Annotated in this window: 13 protein-coding genes; 5 read left to right on the forward strand and 8 right to left on the reverse strand. The window is 42.4% G+C overall.

What is annotated here, in order from left to right:
• The first annotated feature begins 15 nt into the window (after positions 1-15).
• Positions 16-885 carry a hypothetical protein gene (locus tag ACYZZR_RS07030; protein WP_461533287.1) on the forward strand — a complete coding sequence of 290 codons (870 nt, stop codon included), beginning with the start codon at positions 16-18 and terminating at the stop codon, positions 883-885.
• Here the strand turns inward: ACYZZR_RS07030 and ACYZZR_RS07035 are convergent.
• On the reverse strand, positions 875-4,564 hold the full coding sequence (locus ACYZZR_RS07035; protein ID WP_461533288.1) for a ShlB/FhaC/HecB family hemolysin secretion/activation protein: 3,690 nt from the start codon (positions 4,562-4,564) through the stop codon (positions 875-877). The two genes, ACYZZR_RS07030 and ACYZZR_RS07035, sit on opposite strands and share 11 nt — an antisense overlap.
• 50 nt (positions 4,565-4,614) lie before the next feature.
• Between ACYZZR_RS07035 and ACYZZR_RS07040 the strand changes: the two genes are divergently transcribed.
• Entirely contained in the window at positions 4,615-5,820 is a 1,206-nt protein-coding gene (locus ACYZZR_RS07040) for a Pycsar system effector family protein (RefSeq protein WP_461533289.1), read from the forward strand.
• Between the two features lie 26 nt (positions 5,821-5,846).
• Here ACYZZR_RS07040 and ACYZZR_RS07045 read toward each other — a convergent pair whose 3' ends face one another.
• Positions 5,847-8,225 carry a GAF domain-containing protein gene (locus ACYZZR_RS07045; protein WP_461533290.1) on the reverse strand — a complete coding sequence of 793 codons (2,379 nt, stop codon included), beginning with the start codon at positions 8,223-8,225 and terminating at the stop codon, positions 5,847-5,849.
• 136 nt (positions 8,226-8,361) lie between these two features.
• On the opposite strand from ACYZZR_RS07045, the gene ACYZZR_RS07050 reads away from it, so the two are divergent.
• Positions 8,362-9,162 carry a DUF3050 domain-containing protein gene (locus ACYZZR_RS07050; protein WP_461533291.1) on the forward strand — a complete coding sequence of 267 codons (801 nt, stop codon included), beginning with the start codon at positions 8,362-8,364 and terminating at the stop codon, positions 9,160-9,162.
• Positions 9,163-9,171: 9 nt separating this feature from the next.
• On the opposite strand, the gene ACYZZR_RS07055 is transcribed toward ACYZZR_RS07050, so the two are convergent.
• The 6 genes from ACYZZR_RS07055 to ACYZZR_RS07080 all read right to left on the reverse strand — a co-directional run bounded on the left by ACYZZR_RS07055 (position 9,172) and on the right by ACYZZR_RS07080 (position 16,086).
• Positions 9,172-9,492, reverse strand: a complete 321-nt coding sequence (locus tag ACYZZR_RS07055; protein ID WP_461533292.1) for a 2Fe-2S iron-sulfur cluster-binding family protein — start codon at positions 9,490-9,492, stop codon at positions 9,172-9,174.
• A 148-nt stretch (positions 9,493-9,640) separates the two neighbouring features.
• A complete protein-coding gene (locus ACYZZR_RS07060; protein WP_461533293.1) occupies positions 9,641-10,702 on the reverse strand; it encodes a pectinesterase family protein in 1,062 nt (353 codons plus the stop codon).
• Positions 10,703-11,117: 415 nt separating this feature from the next.
• Complete coding sequence (locus tag ACYZZR_RS07065; RefSeq protein ID WP_461533294.1) at positions 11,118-12,485, reverse strand: M20/M25/M40 family metallo-hydrolase; 1,368 nt, start codon at positions 12,483-12,485, stop codon at positions 11,118-11,120.
• 86 nt (positions 12,486-12,571) lie between these two features.
• Complete coding sequence (locus ACYZZR_RS07070; RefSeq protein ID WP_461533295.1) at positions 12,572-13,465, reverse strand: PPK2 family polyphosphate kinase; 894 nt, start codon at positions 13,463-13,465, stop codon at positions 12,572-12,574.
• 93 nt (positions 13,466-13,558) lie between these two features.
• Positions 13,559-14,839, reverse strand: coding sequence for an alkaline phosphatase family protein (locus tag ACYZZR_RS07075; RefSeq protein ID WP_461533296.1), 1,281 nt, complete (start codon positions 14,837-14,839; stop codon positions 13,559-13,561).
• A 110-nt stretch (positions 14,840-14,949) separates the two neighbouring features.
• The gene (locus tag ACYZZR_RS07080; protein ID WP_461533297.1) at positions 14,950-16,086 is read right to left on the reverse strand and encodes a retropepsin-like aspartic protease; all 1,137 of its coding nucleotides are present in this window, start codon (positions 16,084-16,086) and stop codon (positions 14,950-14,952) included.
• A gap of 549 nt (positions 16,087-16,635) precedes the next feature.
• Here ACYZZR_RS07080 and map point away from each other — a divergent pair.
• Positions 16,636-17,454 (forward strand): type I methionyl aminopeptidase, encoded by an 819-nt coding sequence (gene map, locus ACYZZR_RS07085; RefSeq protein ID WP_461533298.1) that lies wholly within the window; start codon positions 16,636-16,638, stop codon positions 17,452-17,454.
• Positions 17,455-18,219: a class I SAM-dependent methyltransferase gene (locus ACYZZR_RS07090; RefSeq protein WP_461533299.1), complete on the forward strand. Its 765-nt coding sequence runs from the start codon at positions 17,455-17,457 to the stop codon at positions 18,217-18,219. It abuts the gene before it with no gap.
• The last annotated feature ends 69 nt before the right edge of the window (positions 18,220-18,288 follow it).

Raw genomic sequence — 18,288 nt, forward strand, 5'->3', positions numbered from 1 at the left:
CTCTAAATTTAGGGTATGAAAAGACTTCTCATATTATTTCTGTGTATTTCCGGTATAGGTTGTACTCAAAATTACGGGCAACTCACTCTTGTTACAAGACTGCCCAAAGAACTCAAAGAAAATTCGGGTATAGAATGTACCGGAGAAAACAGCTTGTGGGTGATTAACGACTCGGGTAATAAAAACGCCTTGTACCGAGTGGGATGGGACGGATCGTTGCTACAGGAAATAAAAGTGTGGAAGTCGAAAAACATAGACTGGGAAGAACTGACCAAAGACAGCGACAACAATTTGTATATCGGAGATTTTGGGAATAACGACAACGAGAGAAAAAATCTCGTCATCTACAAAATTTCCGTTGTCAACCGAGTGCAGGACAAAGAGGTTAAGGCTGAAAAAATAAGCTTTGAATATCCGGAACAAAAGGATTTTCCACCAAAAAAGAAGCATCGATACTTTGATGCGGAAGCTTTTTTTTACCGCGATGGCTACTTCTACCTCTTTACAAAGAATCGCAGCAAACCCTTTGACGGAATATGTTTTCTCTATAAAATACCTGCTATTCCCGGACATCACAAGGCCGAGCGTATCGGGTCGTATACCTTTTGTACCGATAAAGACCGTTGCCGTATAACAGCAGCAGCCCTATCGCCCGACGGAAAGACGGTCGCCTTATTGGGACATGAAAATGTGTGGTTGTTTACCGACTTTGATCGGGATCATTTTTTTGAGGCTCGACAAAAAGAAACCATAGCCCTAAACCACAACTCCCAAAAAGAAGGGCTTTGCTTTGCCGGCAATCGCAGTCTGCTGATCAGCGATGAAGAAAAGGGAAGTTCAGGTCGTAATCTCTATCGATTGGACCTCGATTCACTTAAAAATTAAATCCCATACCAAACATTACCCTATTGCCGTCTTTGGAATTAAAGAAAGAGACATTGGCTGTAAACATATCGATGGCGTTGAGATACAATCCGCCGCCAGCTGCGTTATGCCATCGAGTGGAACGATCGTCTTCTGTCCACACTCTCCCGTAGTCAAAACCGGCGTAGGTTCCGAGAGTAACGGGAAATAGTCCTGTTCGAAATCGGGTTATATTTACTCTCAGGTCGTTATTGTTGTAAAAGGATGTTCGTCCCGTAAATCTCTGATTTCGGTAACCTCTTAATCCGTCTACTCCACCAATGCTAGCGCCTTGATAAAACTCAAACTCCCTCCCGGTGTTAAATCGCGCCTTGAATTTGGTAGCAAAAACCACATTTCCCTTAACGTCTACCGGAAGTGTCAAGCGCAACTGGGGAATAAAATAGAAGAAATCTCTACTGTTTGCCAGATTAGAACGATATCCGGCAGTAATATCTAAGTGCATACCCAATGTAGGCAGAGAAGTATTGTCAAAATTGCTGTACCCGTATGACATTTCAGCTCCAAAGAATTTTTGCCAGTCGAACAATTCTGCATTTTCTGCAAAACCACTGATATACCTGCCCGAGGTTCTGTCTATTTCCACGGTTTCAAATACGGGCCCCACCTCAAAGTAAGCTCCTCTATACCCCTTCCACATCATTTTAGGAGATATACCTATACTACTCATACGCACCCGATTGTAATCCATTCCCAATTCGTCTTCAGGATTCAGACTTTCGTTTCCGTATCCGAAATAATTCACGGAAAAAAGCGGACTGGTAAAACGGGCATCGGCTCCGAAACTCCAGTTGGAGGTCAGTCCTACTATTTCACCTGAATAGTCCAAATCAAAACCCTGTGTTGCAAAGTAATACCCTCCTTTAATGCTGTGCTGGGAGTTGTACGGATTCTGGCGCAATCCCTTTACGGTATAAGTGTATTTCAGTCCGAGTTTAACTCCGTCGTCGGGATTATACCCAACATCGGGAAACAATTGCCCTGTAGTAGTTCTCACCTTTTTGTAATCGTAGACATTGAGGTCGTATTTATCAGAAATACGAGATTTTACCCTAGTCTCAAAGGTGTTGGGTTTAGACTTGTAGTCGTAAACCGTAATTCGCTTAGTATTTTCTATTCTGTATATATCGTTGTTCTGACCGCCAAGTATTTTTATCGGTATCTCCTTATCTCCCTCTCCTTTCACCTCAAACACATCGTCGTCGTCCAGTCCGTAAAGCCATATTTCTTTAGTTTCATCACGAGTAAAAGTAAGGTCTATAAACTTTTCTGCCTTCTCTCCTTTAATGATTCTATACGCCTCTACCACCGTGATTCCCCCGGCTTTTCTCGTGATTACAAAGTGATCGTCTTTATCCGTGCCATACACTATCGGGTATCGCTTCAGCATCCCGTAATAGGTCTCTGCCATTTCTTGCAGATACTCCTTGCGTTGCAGCATCACATCTGCAATCTGCTTAAGGTTTTCCCTATCCATTTCAGGAGGTAGCAATGCAAAGGCTCGGTCTACAACATCTCGATCAATACGGTCGTAAATATATTTGGCTTCTTCCTTCCAGTCTTTCAGGTTGTGATCGTTTAACACAGCCATATCCAAAGGAAAGGGTTCAAAGTTAAACCACTTGAGGTCTCTGATCTTCGGGCTATAATTCTGCATCAGCCTAGTGGCAGGAACCATTCGGGTAACGAGTCCTAAAATGGGACCGTCGAAATCGGAAAATACTTGGTCGCGATCTCTCGGTATCGGTTTGTACAGGGTTTTTCCGTCTTCTTCACCGCTCTTTGCCCATCGCCATTGGTCGCCGTGCCTGTCCCAGTCGCCCAACAACATATCGAAGAGACGCGAACGGATATACAAACGCTCATCTATCTCGTTCTCATCCTTTCTCCTGAGCTTTTTTATCATATCGGTAGTGCTGATAATCTTGTCGGAATAGGCAAAACTCTCCACGCTTCCATGCCCATCGGTCACTCTCTCCTCTATGAGATAGAGGGCGTCGCCGTAGCGGTCGTTGTATTTCCCCAAGGCTTTTTGCTTGGGCACGTAATACAATTGCGGATTGGCGTGCAACACTCCTATAGCATCCGACAATTCTCCCACTGCAAGTGCGGCATAGGGAAGTGCTGTGGTGTAAAAATCCATCAACAGCGATTCGGTATACGAGTCGCGAAGGTCTTCTTCTATGTACTGATCTTTAAAAGCTACGGCTTGCAAAAACCTAATAGCTCCTTTTCTCACCTCGCGCATCATATACTGTCTGCCATCCTTGTCCTCTAGTCGCAGCGAATTGGTCTGATGTCCGCCACCCGCTCTCAACGGTGTGAGTCCGCCGTAAAGAGTGTCCAATAAAACCGTTTTGGCTTCTACTTCTACAGCGTATTCTTTACGATAGTGGTCGCCCCACAAGGCTTGGTACAATTTGCCTTTCTCCACTTCCTCTTTATCGTAAATGGCCGATTTTACCGTTTTCGGGTATGTTTCCGGCCATACTCTATATTCACCACCCCTTTCGCCTGGTTTGACAAGCGTAGAAAACAGCGGTTCTGAAAAATTGTTTTTCTCTCCGTAAAACCGAGCTACTGCCCTGCCGTCTGTAGCCACTTCTAGCTTTACATAGCCCTGACCTCCATAGGAAAAAAGACCGTCCTTTTTTATTCCTGCAGGGGCTATCTTAGATCCGGAACCACTGATAATCATCGGAATCCCTTCACGCTCCATATACTGCATATTGTGCTCGTGTCCTGATACAAACACAACATTATCTGCCTGCCGTGCCAAGGTAAAAAGCCTCTTGGTCAACTCTCGGTATGGTTTGCTCTGAATATCTTGAGGTGAAACACCTCCAGTCATACGAACCAGGTTCATCAGTGTTCCCAAACCCGGCAAGGGTATGCTATTTCCCACCGGAAAAAGCTGTTTGTCTAAAGAAAACTGCCCTCCATGACCTCCATTGCTCATCAGAGGGTGGTGTATAGCGATGAGCAATAATTTTCCCTGCGACTTAGTGATATATCCTTCCACTTCTTCAAAAAACTGTTCTCTGCTGCGTATATCACAATCGTCATTTATGGTAGGATGACGGTCCCAGTCTTCTAGAAACCACTGGGAGTCTATCACTAGAAGGTCTACCTCATCATTGATTTTTTCACGTTTTAGCGGACAACCGTCTTCCGGGAGGAAAGAATTTTTCCCTAGTTTTTCCTCCACTCGTTTTTCCTGGCGTTTAAGTCCTTTTAGTCCGTCGGAATACCAGTCGTGATTTCCAGGAATAACGATAACTTTCCCCTTAAATCTCGATGCTACTTCGGTTTGTATATCGATGCGGTACTCTGCCAGTTTCCTGCCTTTGTGATCTTTATCAGGCATACCGGAAGGATATATATTATCACCGAGAAAAACGGCTGTACTGTGTTTAGGAGCATTGGACAATTCGCTCTTAAAAGCGCTCAAGGCTCTCGATCTTTCCCCTAAAGGTGAGTTTCCGGCATCTCCTATCAGATAGAAAATATGAGATATGCTGTCGGGACTGTGTACCGCTTGATTGTGATCTGGCGTTTTATAACGCGCTTTATATGTGGTACATGAGCCGATAAACAATATCAGCATCCCTAAAAATGCAAGTGTTTTAATTTTTATCATACGAATAAAAGTACTACTTTTAATTTTGAACTAAAATAATTAAAATATAAATGACAGACGCAACGCTTCAGCGGGTTAGGGACTATGTGTTGAAAATAATGGGGCAGCAACTCCCAAGCCATTATCTGTACCACAATTTTACTCATGCCCAACGCGTCGTAAAACACATAGACGAACTGGCTGCAGCAGAAGGTCTCGAAGAGAGAGAACACCGTTTGCTACAGATTGCCGGATGGCTGCACGATATAGGATATATACAAGGCTATAAGGATCACGAAAAGAACGGCGCCGAAATTGCCGGGGATTTTTTGAGAAGTGAAGGTGTATCGGAAAACGATATCGATGCAGTAAAACAGTACATCCTAGTCACCAAAAAGCACAGCATACCCTCTACCCTTGCCGAAAAGATTATGTGCGATGCCGACTTTTCCCATCTGGCTTCACGAAACTATATGGATGTTTCAGAACTGCTTCGCGAAGAGATACGATTGGTTCACGGAAAGGAATTCTCGGATATGGAGTGGACAGAGGAAAACATAAAAATGTTTGAAGACCACCATCAGTACTACACTTCGCACGCTATAGCTCATTGGCAGCCGGAAAAGAGTAGCAACCTGTTGAAGCTCAAAAAGAAAGCGCATAAAATAGAAGAGAAGTACAACAAAGAAAAGTGGAAAAAAGCCGATCAGAAACGAAAAAAACACAAAGCTGAGACCCCCGAGAGAGGAATAGAAACCCTCTTTAGAGTTACCTTGAGAAATCACACCAATCTGAGTAATATTGCTGACAGCAAAGCAAACATACTGCTTTCTGTAAACGCCATCATTATATCTCTGGCACTATCTACTCTTATTCCTAAACTGGATAAAGCCAGTAACTCATACCTGCTTATCCCCACCATTATCTTTATGATATTTAGCGTGGCTTCTATCGCTTGTTCTGTATTGGCCACTCGTCCTAATGTAACCAGGGGTAAATTTACCAGAAAGGATGTAGAGAACAAGAAAGTGAACCTGCTGTTTTTCGGGAATTTCCACCAAATGGATCTACAAGCCTATGAAGAGGCCATGCGGGAAATGCGCAACGACAAGGAATACCTATACAATTCGCTCACAAAAGACCTGTATTATCTGGGAAAGGTACTCGATAAAAAATACAGGTTATTGCGAATCACCTATATGATATTTTTAATTGGAATCATTGTTTCGGTACTCTCCTTCGGTATTGCTACCTATTATGTAAATTACGGGTATTAAGTTTAGTACCAACTCCTTTACACTCCCTATGAAGAAGCCTCTATTTCTTTCATCAAGTCTTCGTAAGTATAGGTAGTCGCTGTTTTGTCTTCATCTCTCCTATAGAGCACTTCTACCCGAAGAGCTTTAAGACCTATAACTCCTTGCAGTTCTTCCAACTCCAGTATTTCGACATTCTCGCTAAAGTAATTTCTCGACTGTAGGAAACGTATATATCTCAGGTATTCTTCTTCGTCTTTAAGGCTTGAATACACTATGGTAATCTTACCTTTTTGAGTAATTCTCTCTTCGCTTCCCTTTACCAAAGCCTTGTCGAGACGCTTTTTGATAATCTCATAACGCGCGTTGTAGGTGCCGTCTACATCAAATTGTTTTTCGTCCATTCTAAATCGAATAGAGAGCGGAGAATTGTAAACCAACAACAGCGAGGCCACATCGAGTTTTACCGGTAACTCCTGTTTGAGGTGATAATAGGCATTTTCCATTTCCCACATCACTTGAAGTTGCCACAAGCGAAGATTGTAGAGATAAATATCACTGTACTCTCTACTGTGACCTATAGAAGCCCCGATATACATATTGTGCTCTACTCCGTCAGTTTTATAGCGCTCGAAATAGTGTGGAAACATCTTCTGGGCATCTGATTGTTTTTTATCGATCAGAGATGCTAGTTTTTTATTTATGAGATTTACCGATTTATCATAATTCTTTCTATGATCGTAAACCATCTGATAATGAGCATTAATAGTGCTATTATATTCAGCAATACTTTCACCTACAGCAGTATCCAATTTTTGCAAGTGACCAAAGAAAGGGTGAATTTCTTCCTTGAGAAAATCCAATACAATCTGTTCACTTCCCGCGTGGAGATCATTAAGGATATCATTGAGGTGTCCATTCAACCGGAACAGTATTTCCTCGTAGACAGGAAGGGGCTCGAAAAGTATGGCTTTTTCCAAAATAGTCTTGACGAAAGACAGCTGAATAATAAGGTCTTTACGTATAGCCTCATTCCGCGCCTGAGAAGAATCTCTGATATCGATCTGTCCGTACAAGGGATATACATCTTCAAATACGATTTCTCCCAATGAAGAGGCTTCTCCCTGCAATTGTTGTCTCAAGTAGTGGCGCACCTCATTTTCAAACTTCCACTTCACACTGGGGTGAATTGCAGTGTATTCCTGTTGGATTACAGCCTCGATCTGGTTGGCTTCCTCCACTTTGGCTCGGGTAATGGCAGCGACGAGATAGGGCATCACATTATCCAATTTCTGCACGTTGATACTATTCAGTTCATGTGTACGGGGTGATCCCAATTCTATAATCCCAAACAATCCAAAATCTTCTAAGATTATAGGTGCGAGAATTACGCTTTTGATTCCCTGTTTCCTTATATTGACAAAGGAGAAATCCTCTGAACTGAGCAGGTATTTGTCGATATCGGCCACGGCAAAATATTTTCTATCTTCTAAGAGGTGCTTGCAAGTTCCGTGGCACAGCATTTCTTCCTCGGGAAGCTCTGTAATATCACCTAACATAAAACTGGTAAAAGGTCCTCCTTTTTTGTGTTCAAATTTTCCTTGTGTCTTATCGTAAACACAAAAGCCAACCTTTATATCAGGAATACTGTAGAGGGTGCTAAATATATTTCTAAAATCACTGACAAAATCTTCGTGATTACCTGTACCTATTCCCAACAGAGCACTTTTGAGATCGGAGATCACGTTCTCAGTGGTGGCATCATACATATTGCAGATACCAAACCCTCTGAGCTTCCAGCTTCCAGGTGGAAATTTTGATTTCCACAGTGCTATATCGTCAAAATTATTCAGCAATTGATCGATGTCTTCCGGAGTGATTTCTACGGCTTTTTCGGTGGGAGAGATTTCCAGATAATCGGCGTTGTACAGCACTCTGTAATTTCTCATAATTCCACTAGCGTCGGGAATATCGTAAAAAACAGATTGCTGGAAATTGGTATTTACACCGTAATAGGTTTTGAGTATAACCGAGCAAGCCATGATATACTTGTACTCATCGCTGATATCCCTCAATTTGAGATCGAAGTCCTGCCCAGCTTCGCGCACAATTTTGAGAAAGCGTTCCGAAGCGTTGAAAATAATATTCTCGAAAGGAATGGCTGCCATTTTGATCTCATTATGAGTAAGTGCGGGAGAAAAAGTATCTCGAAGCAACAATGCGATCACCTCAGCGTACTTTTCCAGCAGTCTTACATCGGTAAAACCATCGCGTAATTCAGGATACGGACGCTGTGCCTCTAGTACTTTCTTAGCCCTTGCTGCGAGAAATTCGTCCTCTCCACAAGCCTGTTCTTCATAAAAGTCCAATAGCTTGTGAAAACCTATCTCTATCAAAAACGGCGAATCTTCAATCAATCCTTTCATAGTACAAATTTACTAAATTTATCACTTCAGTGTTTACCTATCTGTTTTTTCAACTCCTCCATCCCTTTTTTTACTGCGTTAAAAAAATAGTTAAATCGTCCTCCATCACTATGCCATACCAAAGAGTTTATTATTTTTGAAGAAAAACATCATGCTGGAAGATATTGAGACCGAGATTGCCCCACTGCGTGACAAGCTGCTTAAACACTCTTTGTACCAGAACATTCACACCCCTGAAGACCTCAGGCTTTTTCTGGAGTACCACGTCTTTGCAGTATGGGATTTTATGTCGCTCTTAAAGGCACTACAGCAACACCTCACTTGTACAACCATCCCCTGGATACCCACAAAAAACCCGGAACTACGGCATCTTATCAATGAAATCGTACTCTCGGAAGAAACTGATATAACACGAGACGGCAAGTACCTGAGTCATTACGAGATGTACATAGAGGCGATGCAAGAGTGTGGAGCAGATACCTCGCGAATAGAAACTTTTATAAGCGATCTGCTCTCCTTAAAAAACGTGCTGGTAGACATCAAACTCAGCCAATTACCGGAAGCTATCAAAGAGTTTCTAAATTTCACTTTCTTTCTTATCGAAGAAGGAAAGCCTCATAAAATTGCCGCTGCATTTACATTTGGACGGGAAGACTTTGTCCCTGAAACTTTCACCTCCCTGCTCCACAAAATGCAACAGTACTTCCCCGAACTCTGCACCGACAAACTGCAATACTATTTAGAAAGGCATATTGAACTCAAGGCAAATCAATATTGCCCAAAGGCCTTGCAGATGGTCTCGGCATTGTGCGGAGACAGCGACAAAAAATGGAAAGAAGCTGAAGAAACCGCTATTTTAGCGATAGAAAAGCATATAGCATTTTGGGACACCATAGAACAGGAAATCATCAAGGCTAGAACAGAATCTCTAGCCTGACAAGATTACCTATACCTCAGGAGCCAACTCCAATTCCAGTCCGTCCATATCTTCGGTTATAGCGAGCTGACAGCCCAATCTACTGTTTTCCTTTACATGGAAGGCTTCAAACAACATTGCTTCTTCATCAGGTCCCACTTCGGGAAGTTGGTGATCTGAAATCACATAACACTGACAGGAAGCACACATAGCCATTCCTCCACAGGTTCCTTCTACCGGGAGTTCGTAGGCCTTGCACAGTTCCATGATATTCATGGCCATATCGGTAGGAGCGTCCAACTCATGTACTACTCCTTCCCTATCTTTGATCTTGATTTTTATATCAGACATTAGCGCTGTTTGTTTCGAAAGGGGCAAATTTACAAAATATAGTACAACTAGGCTATTAAAATTGACTTCGGGCAACAGCTAAATTATCGTCCGAAATCCCCGCGTCTCAGAGGAAGAGAAGGCTTTTATGTCACCTTCTTTCTGCGAGCTATAATGCCGGAACCCAATTGTCGTCGCCCGCCAATATATTTTGCAAGGTATAAGTCTCTGCTTCTTCCTCGCTCAACACTCGCGACCAAGGCACTCTGCGTTTAATTTCACAGTCTTTATCCTCACCTGTGTACTGTAGTGTTTCCAAGTTTTTTTCAGTTGTAACCCCCGTACTCGTTTCCGTCACCTCTTCTTCCAGTATTGCTCCAGGTCCGGTAGAATTGTATTCGGCGTAAAACACGGTCTCTTCCACCTCCGGTTTACCCCAATTATTCCAGCCATCGGGGGCTAGGTGTCGACTCAGATAACAATTTAGAAATACAGTTTTTGCGTATTGCCGCAATGGTCTACCGAGATAAAACTTGTTGTCCCCGCGCCCTGTAATTCGGCAGTTGAGAAATACCATACCGTATTCGGCTAGTTCGGGGGTAGAAGCGGCTGTTACATACCCCTTGCCCTTACAATTGATTACACAACTCTCGAACACAGCGGTAGACGATCCGAAAATAAAATCTACAGTTCCTTCTATATAGCAGTTCTTGTAGTATTGTCGGCTCTTCTTTCCCTTCAGATACAGCGTATTCTGGTTGCCGAGGAACTTGCAGTTTTCAAAGACTACTCGGTCTCCAGCAACCCAAACTGCCACTGCAGCACCAACATGACCTGCACTATTTTCAAAAGTCAGGTTTTTAGCCTTGAAGTTATCGGCAAACACAAAAAAAGACGCCGACGCATTACGCCCCATCTCCTCATCGAAGATATTCTTCTTAGAAGCGTAATAATCGTAGGTCAATACAGTATAGGTCATGCTTTCACCGATAAGGCTGACATGTGTTTTAGAAGCCGGAAGCACTAGTTTCTCCTTGTACTTACCGTTTTTGATAAAGATTCTCGTTTCATTCTTCCTAAAATCAGGAACCGCATTGATGGCTTCCTGTACTGTAGTAAAATCGCCCGAACCTCCTTGGTCGACCACAAAATCATACTTCTGCTCTTTGGTCTGTCCAAAAACAGAAAACGACACAATACACAGTAATACCGTAATGCTTATAATCTTCATACTGCAAGAATTCTTTACCATCGAGAAAATATTCGTAAATCAACTCGCTCGGAAATACTTTAATCCGAGTAGAAACCATTGTTCTGAAATTCACAGAAAAGGTCGATAGCGACTGAAAAATCACCCGTGCAAGATACATATTTTTTTCTGCAGATAAAGAACGATATCAAGCGGTGAAAAGAGTGTTAGGTTTTTTAGTTAACAAAAATTAACATTTATTCTTACAAGAAATAAAAATAAAACACATCTAACTTGATTTCAGCAAACTAAATAGCATTATATAAACCTTTAAATTAAATAATTCATCCGATTTACTCTGTTTTAAACTCCTGTATTGGCTAAATTTCTAATCGTTTACACTTCTTTGAGCCCGGAGATATTGTCTCTACCTCTTCCTCTTTTACCTCCTCAAATACTACAAATATTTATCCACGAGATAGACCAACGACGCCATAGTAGCAGCCCCGAGTTGCAGCTCTCGCTGATTGACGTGTTCAAAGGTATCGTTGGCTGCGTGGTGGTGATCGAAGTACCGCTGAGAATCCGGTCGGAGTCCTGCCAAGATTACATCGCTTCCTTTTAACGGACGAATATCGGCACCGCTATACCCTTTTTCAAACAGGTGGATCAGATAAGGTTCGAACAGAGATTTCCAGCTCGTAATCATTTTGTATTGAGCGTCGTTACACTCAAACGTAAAACCTCTTGGAGTAAACCCTCCCGAATCACTTTCCAGTGCAAAAACGTGTTTCTCGTTTTTATCACGGGCTATTTGGGCGTATTTTTTTCCTCCTCTCAAACCATTTTCCTCATTCATAAAAAGCACGACGCGAAGCGTTCTCTTAGGCTTATACCCTGTTTCGCGGAGCAATCGGAGTACTTCCATACTCTGTACACAGCCCGCTCCGTCGTCGTGAGCACCATCACCTAGATCCCATGAATCCAAATGTCCTCCTACCACCATAACCTCTTCGGGATGTGTGCTCCCTTTTATTTCGCCTATCACATTGTACGACTGTACATCGGGCAATTGTCTGCAGTTTTGCTTAAAATAAAATTTGATCTTCGGGTTGAGCGCCAGCATACTGCTCAGCAGTTCTGCTCCGTTGGTACTAATAGCCGCTGCGGGAATGCGCTGATTTAGCGATAGCTCCCCATAGCTCATATTCCCCGCATGTGGCAAATCGTCCATTCTAAAGGTCATAGAGCGTACTATAACTCCAACGGCACCGTATTTTGCAGCTTCTTCCGCTCCGGAATAACGCTGATCCACACATCCGCTATAAGCCTTGTTGGCCTGGATGATATTGGCCTGCATAGGTCGGTTGTAAAATACAATTTTTCCTTCTATTTTCTCTTTTCCAAGAGCTGCTAGATCTTCCAGCCCCTGTACTTCCACCACCTCAGCTTTCAGTCCGCCAGCCGGAGTGGCTACCGACCCTCCCAGGGCACATATAGGCACATTGTTGGTCATTCCAGGCGAAGTTTCTATATAAGCCACTTCTGCAATACCTCTCACCCATTTAGGCACCATAACAGGCTGTAACCACACCCTGTCGAGCCCAAGTGAATCTAGTTGTTCGCGCATATAAGTAACCGCTCGTTCGGCATTGAGCGAACCCGAGAGTCTCGGACCGATTTGATTGGATAAATAATCGAGCCAATCGTATCCCTTTGCTTCCAACAATGCCTTGTCGTAAATTGCTTTGAGTTGCTTTTCGTCTTGGGTTTGCCCGAAGGCACAAAAAGAGAATAGAAGTCCTAGAAAGAGTAGTTTTTTCATTCGAGTGAATTCAAGTTAGTGTTTTAGACCACCAGCCAAACCGCAGTATTCGATTTGCTTGCAATACTTCTGGTCAAATATATTCATTAATCTTTGATCTCGTCTTCTTCTTCCAACTGCTTTTTGTAATCGTCTATATGAGCCTTGACTTCATCGTCTAATTCGGGCTCTTTGACATCTTTGTACTCCTTGAGCTCGTCGTAAAGAATATCGGCCAGAATCAGCCTCGACGCCTCTTTGCTGTCTGCCGGAATTACAAACCACGGCGCATGCGGAGTAGATGTGTGGTTTATAGCTTCTTCGTAACACTTTTGGTAATTGTCCCAAAGCTTTCGCTCTTCCAGATCTCCTGGAGAGAACTTCCAGTTTTTCTCTTCTTTATTGAGTCGGCGAAGCAGTCGGTGTCGCTGCTCTTCTTTAGACAGATGGAGGAAAAATTTAAAGATAATGGTTCCGTTTGCCGCAGCGTGCTTCTCAAAATTGTTGATCTGCTCAAATCGCTGTTCCCAGAAGTCGGGACTTATATCGTCTACACTTTCAATACCGGGAATATTCTCATTCAGCAGATATTCGGGATGCACCCTGGTAACCAATACATTTTCGTAATGAGTACGGTTAAAAACACTAAACTTCCCCCTTTCGGGCAGGGCGATATAATGCCGCCACAAGTAATCGTGACGAAGTTCTATTGCAGAAGGGGTTTTAAAGCTGTGTACCACCACCCCTCGGGCGTTGAGATCTTTAAAAACTTCGCGAATCAGACTGTCTTTCCCCGCCGTATCCATACCCTGTATACAAATCAACACCCCGTATTTCCCGTGGGCGTACATTTTGTTTTGGAATTTAGCCAGCTTTTTGCGCTCCTTGCCCAACGCCTTTTCCAACTCCTCTTCTGTAGCGTTTAGGGTGTTTAAGGTTGGAATATCTTTTAAGCTTATCACCTTGTCAACCCTGTAATGTGAAGTCTTTATCTTGTCCATATTCTGCTGTTTGCTGATAAAGATAAAAAAGAATATTTAGTTTGAATAACTCTTCACATTCACAGTCTTTACACAGCTTGAGCAGTATACCATCTACTCAAAACCATCAGAATTCAAAAAGATAGAATTCGTAGTGCTCAAGGCTCCATCGATTTCAGAGATTATTTTTATGCCCAGTAATTTGGCTACCAAGGGGTAGATGTTGACATTTTCTATGGGTGGCAAACTGTAATTCTTTTTGATACCGGGGCCTTCGATATAAAAAATCCCACCCATATTTTTATTTTCAAAGGGATCGTAGCCGTGCATTCCACCCAATTTTTGCAAGGATGGCAGTTCGGTGAGATTGACGATAGTGTATGGAGCATCGGCAATCAAGACCAGATCCCCAATTTTATCGTTATCGCTATAATTCAAATAATTGGGGACATTCTCTCTTCTATATACCGCAAAAAGGCTTTGTTGACTCAACTGCTCGTAGAGCCTTTCAGTTTCCGCCTCGCTTTCGGTATAGATCATCGCTACCGGTCCGCCGTAAAAATGATCGTTATCTACCTCTGCATAATCGCGGATATTGATGAGCTGAGACAGCTCGTCCATCCCGTGGTCTGAAGTGACAATTAAGTATACCGGCAAATCCAGTTTTTCTAAGCCAGTCCTCAAGGCACCAATCTGCTGGTCTACATATGCCACGGCATCTCGGGTTTCCTCAGCGTCCGGTCCGAATCGATGCCCTTGGGTATCTACCTCAGAAAAGTAAAGGGTAATGAGATGCGGACGAAGTTTTTCCGGCAACTGCAACCATTCCAAAACTCGTTTTACACGGTATTCGTAAGGAGTTTGCTTGTTGTAAGGGTAGTAATACTTAGGGTGCATACCGTTTACATCGGCTTCAGAGCCCACCCAAAAATAGGATGCTGCACATATTCCCTGGAGTTGTGCCAGATTCCACAGCGGGATTCCCTGATACCAATCTCCGTTCTCCACCGCATCCTTATTGCCGATACTATATCTTTTTTTAGTGTTCGGATCGTAAAAAACATTGGAGACAATACCGTGATGCTCCGGATAAAGCCCCGTAATCAGGCTGTAGTGATTAGGAAAGGTTTTAGAAGGAAAGGAAGGGATAAGTCTGCGGGTACTACTCCCGTTCTTCTGCAGTTCGAGAATATGCTGTGCCCTGTATTTTTCGGCGTAATCGTGGCGAAAACCATCGATAGACACCATAACCACATAGGGCTTTTGTATGGCTTTGTCTGTGTTTTCCACCGCGTTGGAAACTACCTCGTTCTTCAGTACATCTTTATAAGACATTTGCTGAGCACCGCCTTGCAAACCGAATAAAAAAACGGCAATAACTAAAAATCTTTTCATGGAAGTCTGTGTGATATGCCACAAAATTACAAAACTTATACGGCTGTTTTGGAAGTTCGGCGAGGAGCTTATCACTTTTAAAGATTATTTAACGGAGTGGCAATGGTCTGTCATTTTTCAATTATCGATGGAGCTGTCTTTTTTTGAATCACAATCTCAAAAACATTCCCTTCTTCTTTATCTTTTACTTCAAGTTTTAAAGTATCCCTCTTATTATCAGAAAATGGTTTTCGCCTTACTATATCACAAATATTTACGGCACTATCGTCAATTGAGACAATCTCATCTCCGTATTTCAGCTTTCCTTTGAGTTCTGTATCCCAGACGAAACCAACAATGAGTTTTCTTTTATTCAGGGTAGCATTTAATCCAAAATCGGCTCTATCAGCCCTTACTTTTTCAGACTCTGGATCTATGTAAAACCTTTTGTTTACATAATCTATGGTTACAAATCCGTATTTTAGTAGCTCTGAGCCTATTTTGGAGTAATCGTCATTATTGGTAATCACCGTATAATCTGCAACTTGTAATCGATTAATTTTCAAAGATGGCAGGTGTAGCTTAAAATGCTTTGACAGCTCAGCACTTCCAAACATACCAATGGTAGATGCTCCTGTACTCTCCCCAATCTCTCCAAAAATATCCTCATCCCTGAATTTGAGAAAACTACCTAATGCCAAATCGTAAAGACCATCTGCTCCTGTATCTATCAACACCTGCTCTTTTCCCCTTTCCTCACCGGCGATATCAATCCAAACAAACGGACTACTTTGAATACCCATCAATTCGATTTTTGAAGAATATTTTCTGTTGAGATTTAGCTTTTTTCTATTGTCTGTCAATCGTATTTTCCTGTTTTTCAAATCGATTTGAACGATAGAGTTCCGAAGCATATTGCTACCGATAAAGCCATCTACCTCAAAACACCCCCATACAGGAGAATTTTTAAAATCGTATACCAAAGTGTAGGTGTCCTCAAAAATCACATTCCCAAATTTGAGTTTATCAACAGACACCACTTTAAGTGAATCTTGGGTATTATTAGTGTCAAAAACCGACATTGTACTTATCATTGTCGGTCTTAACTGCTTATCGAGTTCTTTGGAAATTATGTTTGAAGCCCCGGTGTCGAGAATAAATCTATAGGGCTTATTTGCCAATTCTACAACAACTACAATTTTATTGTTAACCCACTCAAAGTCGAGTTCCTCATAGTAGTTTGATGATTGTACTGTTCCGTGATTCAAATCTACTTTTTGACCAAAAGAACAGAGTGAAAGAACAAGGAATAAACAGCTGAGATATTGTTTCATTAACATTTGGGTTATTTGCCTGTAGTTTTCGAACCTAAGCACTATGATGAAAGCTCTTGTAGCACCCTTAATTTACATAGGTTTCTGCTTTGAAATCTTTCATCAGTATAGAATTTATACCTTCTCTAAATAAAAGTATTCCTCATTTAAAATTTAAATAGCTAATTTAAATAAAAAACTATCATTTTAAAAAGCAGGTATTTTTTTAATAAGGTAGTATATAATAAAATACCCACTCCTTAATTTATCAAGTGACTTTATCTCATCGCTCCATTAGATCGTCGAAGTATACCACAAAACTTTTTGAATATTTATTTTCAATAGAATGCCATTATATGCTCGACCCCCTCATTCAAACGCTTATTTATTACTCTGTACTCCATCTCCTCCTATCAAACCAAACTAATGTGCAGATTAATTCTTACTTTTGCAGCCTAATACCATCTGCTATAAGTACTGCGGATTACCATAAATAACAATAAGATGATACATATAAAATCGCCGGAACAGATTGAGTTAATGCGTCAAAGTGCCCTGATTGTCTCCAAGACACTGGGGATGCTGGCCAAAGAGCTAAAACCCGGTGTGACTACAATACAACTGGACAAACTCGCAGAGCAATTTATCCGGGACCACGGAGCCATTCCTGGCTTTTTGGGATTATACGACTGCCCTTCTACCCTACTCACCAGCGTAAACACGGCAGTAGTACACGGACTCCCCAACGATACTCCTCTGGAAGAAGGCGATATAGTTTCTATAGACTGTGGGGCTCTGATGAACGGATTTTACGGTGATCACGCCTATACTTTTGAGATTGGAGAAATAGCTCCCGAGACCAAAAAACTGCTGGAAGTAACCAAAGAGTCGCTCTATATAGGTATTAGAGAATTTAAAGCCGGTAATCGCGTGGGTGATGTGGGTTTTGCCATTCAACAATACTGCGAACAGCGCGGCTATGGCGTAGTTAGAGAACTGGTAGGCCACGGCCTAGGAGAAAAAATGCACGAGGATCCGGAAATGCCTAACTACGGTAAAAGAGGACGTGGGAAAAAATTTGTAGAAGGGATGGTAGTCGCTATAGAACCTATGATAAATATGGGAACCCAACGTATTAAACAACTGAAAGACGGCTGGACCATAGTGACAGCCGACAACAAACCGAGTGCGCATTTTGAACACGATGTCGCCTTGGTTGATGGCAAACCCGAACTCCTCTCCACTTATGCGTACATTTACGAAGCCTTGGGGATAACGAGCAATGAAGAAGAAGAATTCAGAAAAGAGGCTTTGGTTTTATAAGTGAAAAAACTGTTTAAAGCCATACTGAATCTGATACCCAGGCCTTTCCTAATCCGAATAAGTTATTGGGTAAGGCCGGTACTCGCTTTCGCCATGCGGGGAAACACCTATACCGATCCTATTGACGGCAAGAGCTATCGCTCCTTTCTACCTTACGGTTACCAAAAGCAGCGAGACAATGTGCTCGCACCTGGAACACTCTCATTGGAAAGACACAGATTGCTATGGCTCTATCTGAAAAACGAAACCGATTTCTTTACCAATCCGAAAAAGGTTTTGCACTTTGCTCCGGAACAGGCTTTTTACAAACGCTTCCGAAAGCAGACAAACTTAGACTACACCACCACCGACCTCAAATCGCCCTTAGCGGACATCAAGGCAGATATCTGCAAGCTGCCCTTCGAAGACAACAGCTTCGATTTTATTTTGTGTAATCACGTATTGGAGCACATTCCCGACGATACCAAAGCTATGCAGGAACTGTATCGCATACTGAAACCGGGGGGAATGGGAATCTTTCAAATTCCGCAGGACTTACAGCGGGAAACTACTTTTGAAGACAACGCTATTACCGACCCCAAAGAAAGGGCTGCCGTATTCGGGCAGTACGATCACGTACGCGTGTACGGACGGGATTATTTTGACAAACTGCGCAGTATCGGCTTTAAAGTAGAAGAGGCCGACTACACCAAAAAACTCACCGCCGAACAGATAAAACGCTACGCTCTCGCCCCAGGCGAAATTATCCCCGTCTGCTATAAGTAAAGCATATTTTCCCTTTTAAAATACTAATTTTGTTTTTCAAAATTAAATTACAAAAAATGGTATTGTCTT

This window comes from Sinomicrobium sp., assembly GCA_029266035.1.
Lineage (GTDB): Bacteria > Bacteroidota > Bacteroidia > Flavobacteriales > Flavobacteriaceae > Sinomicrobium.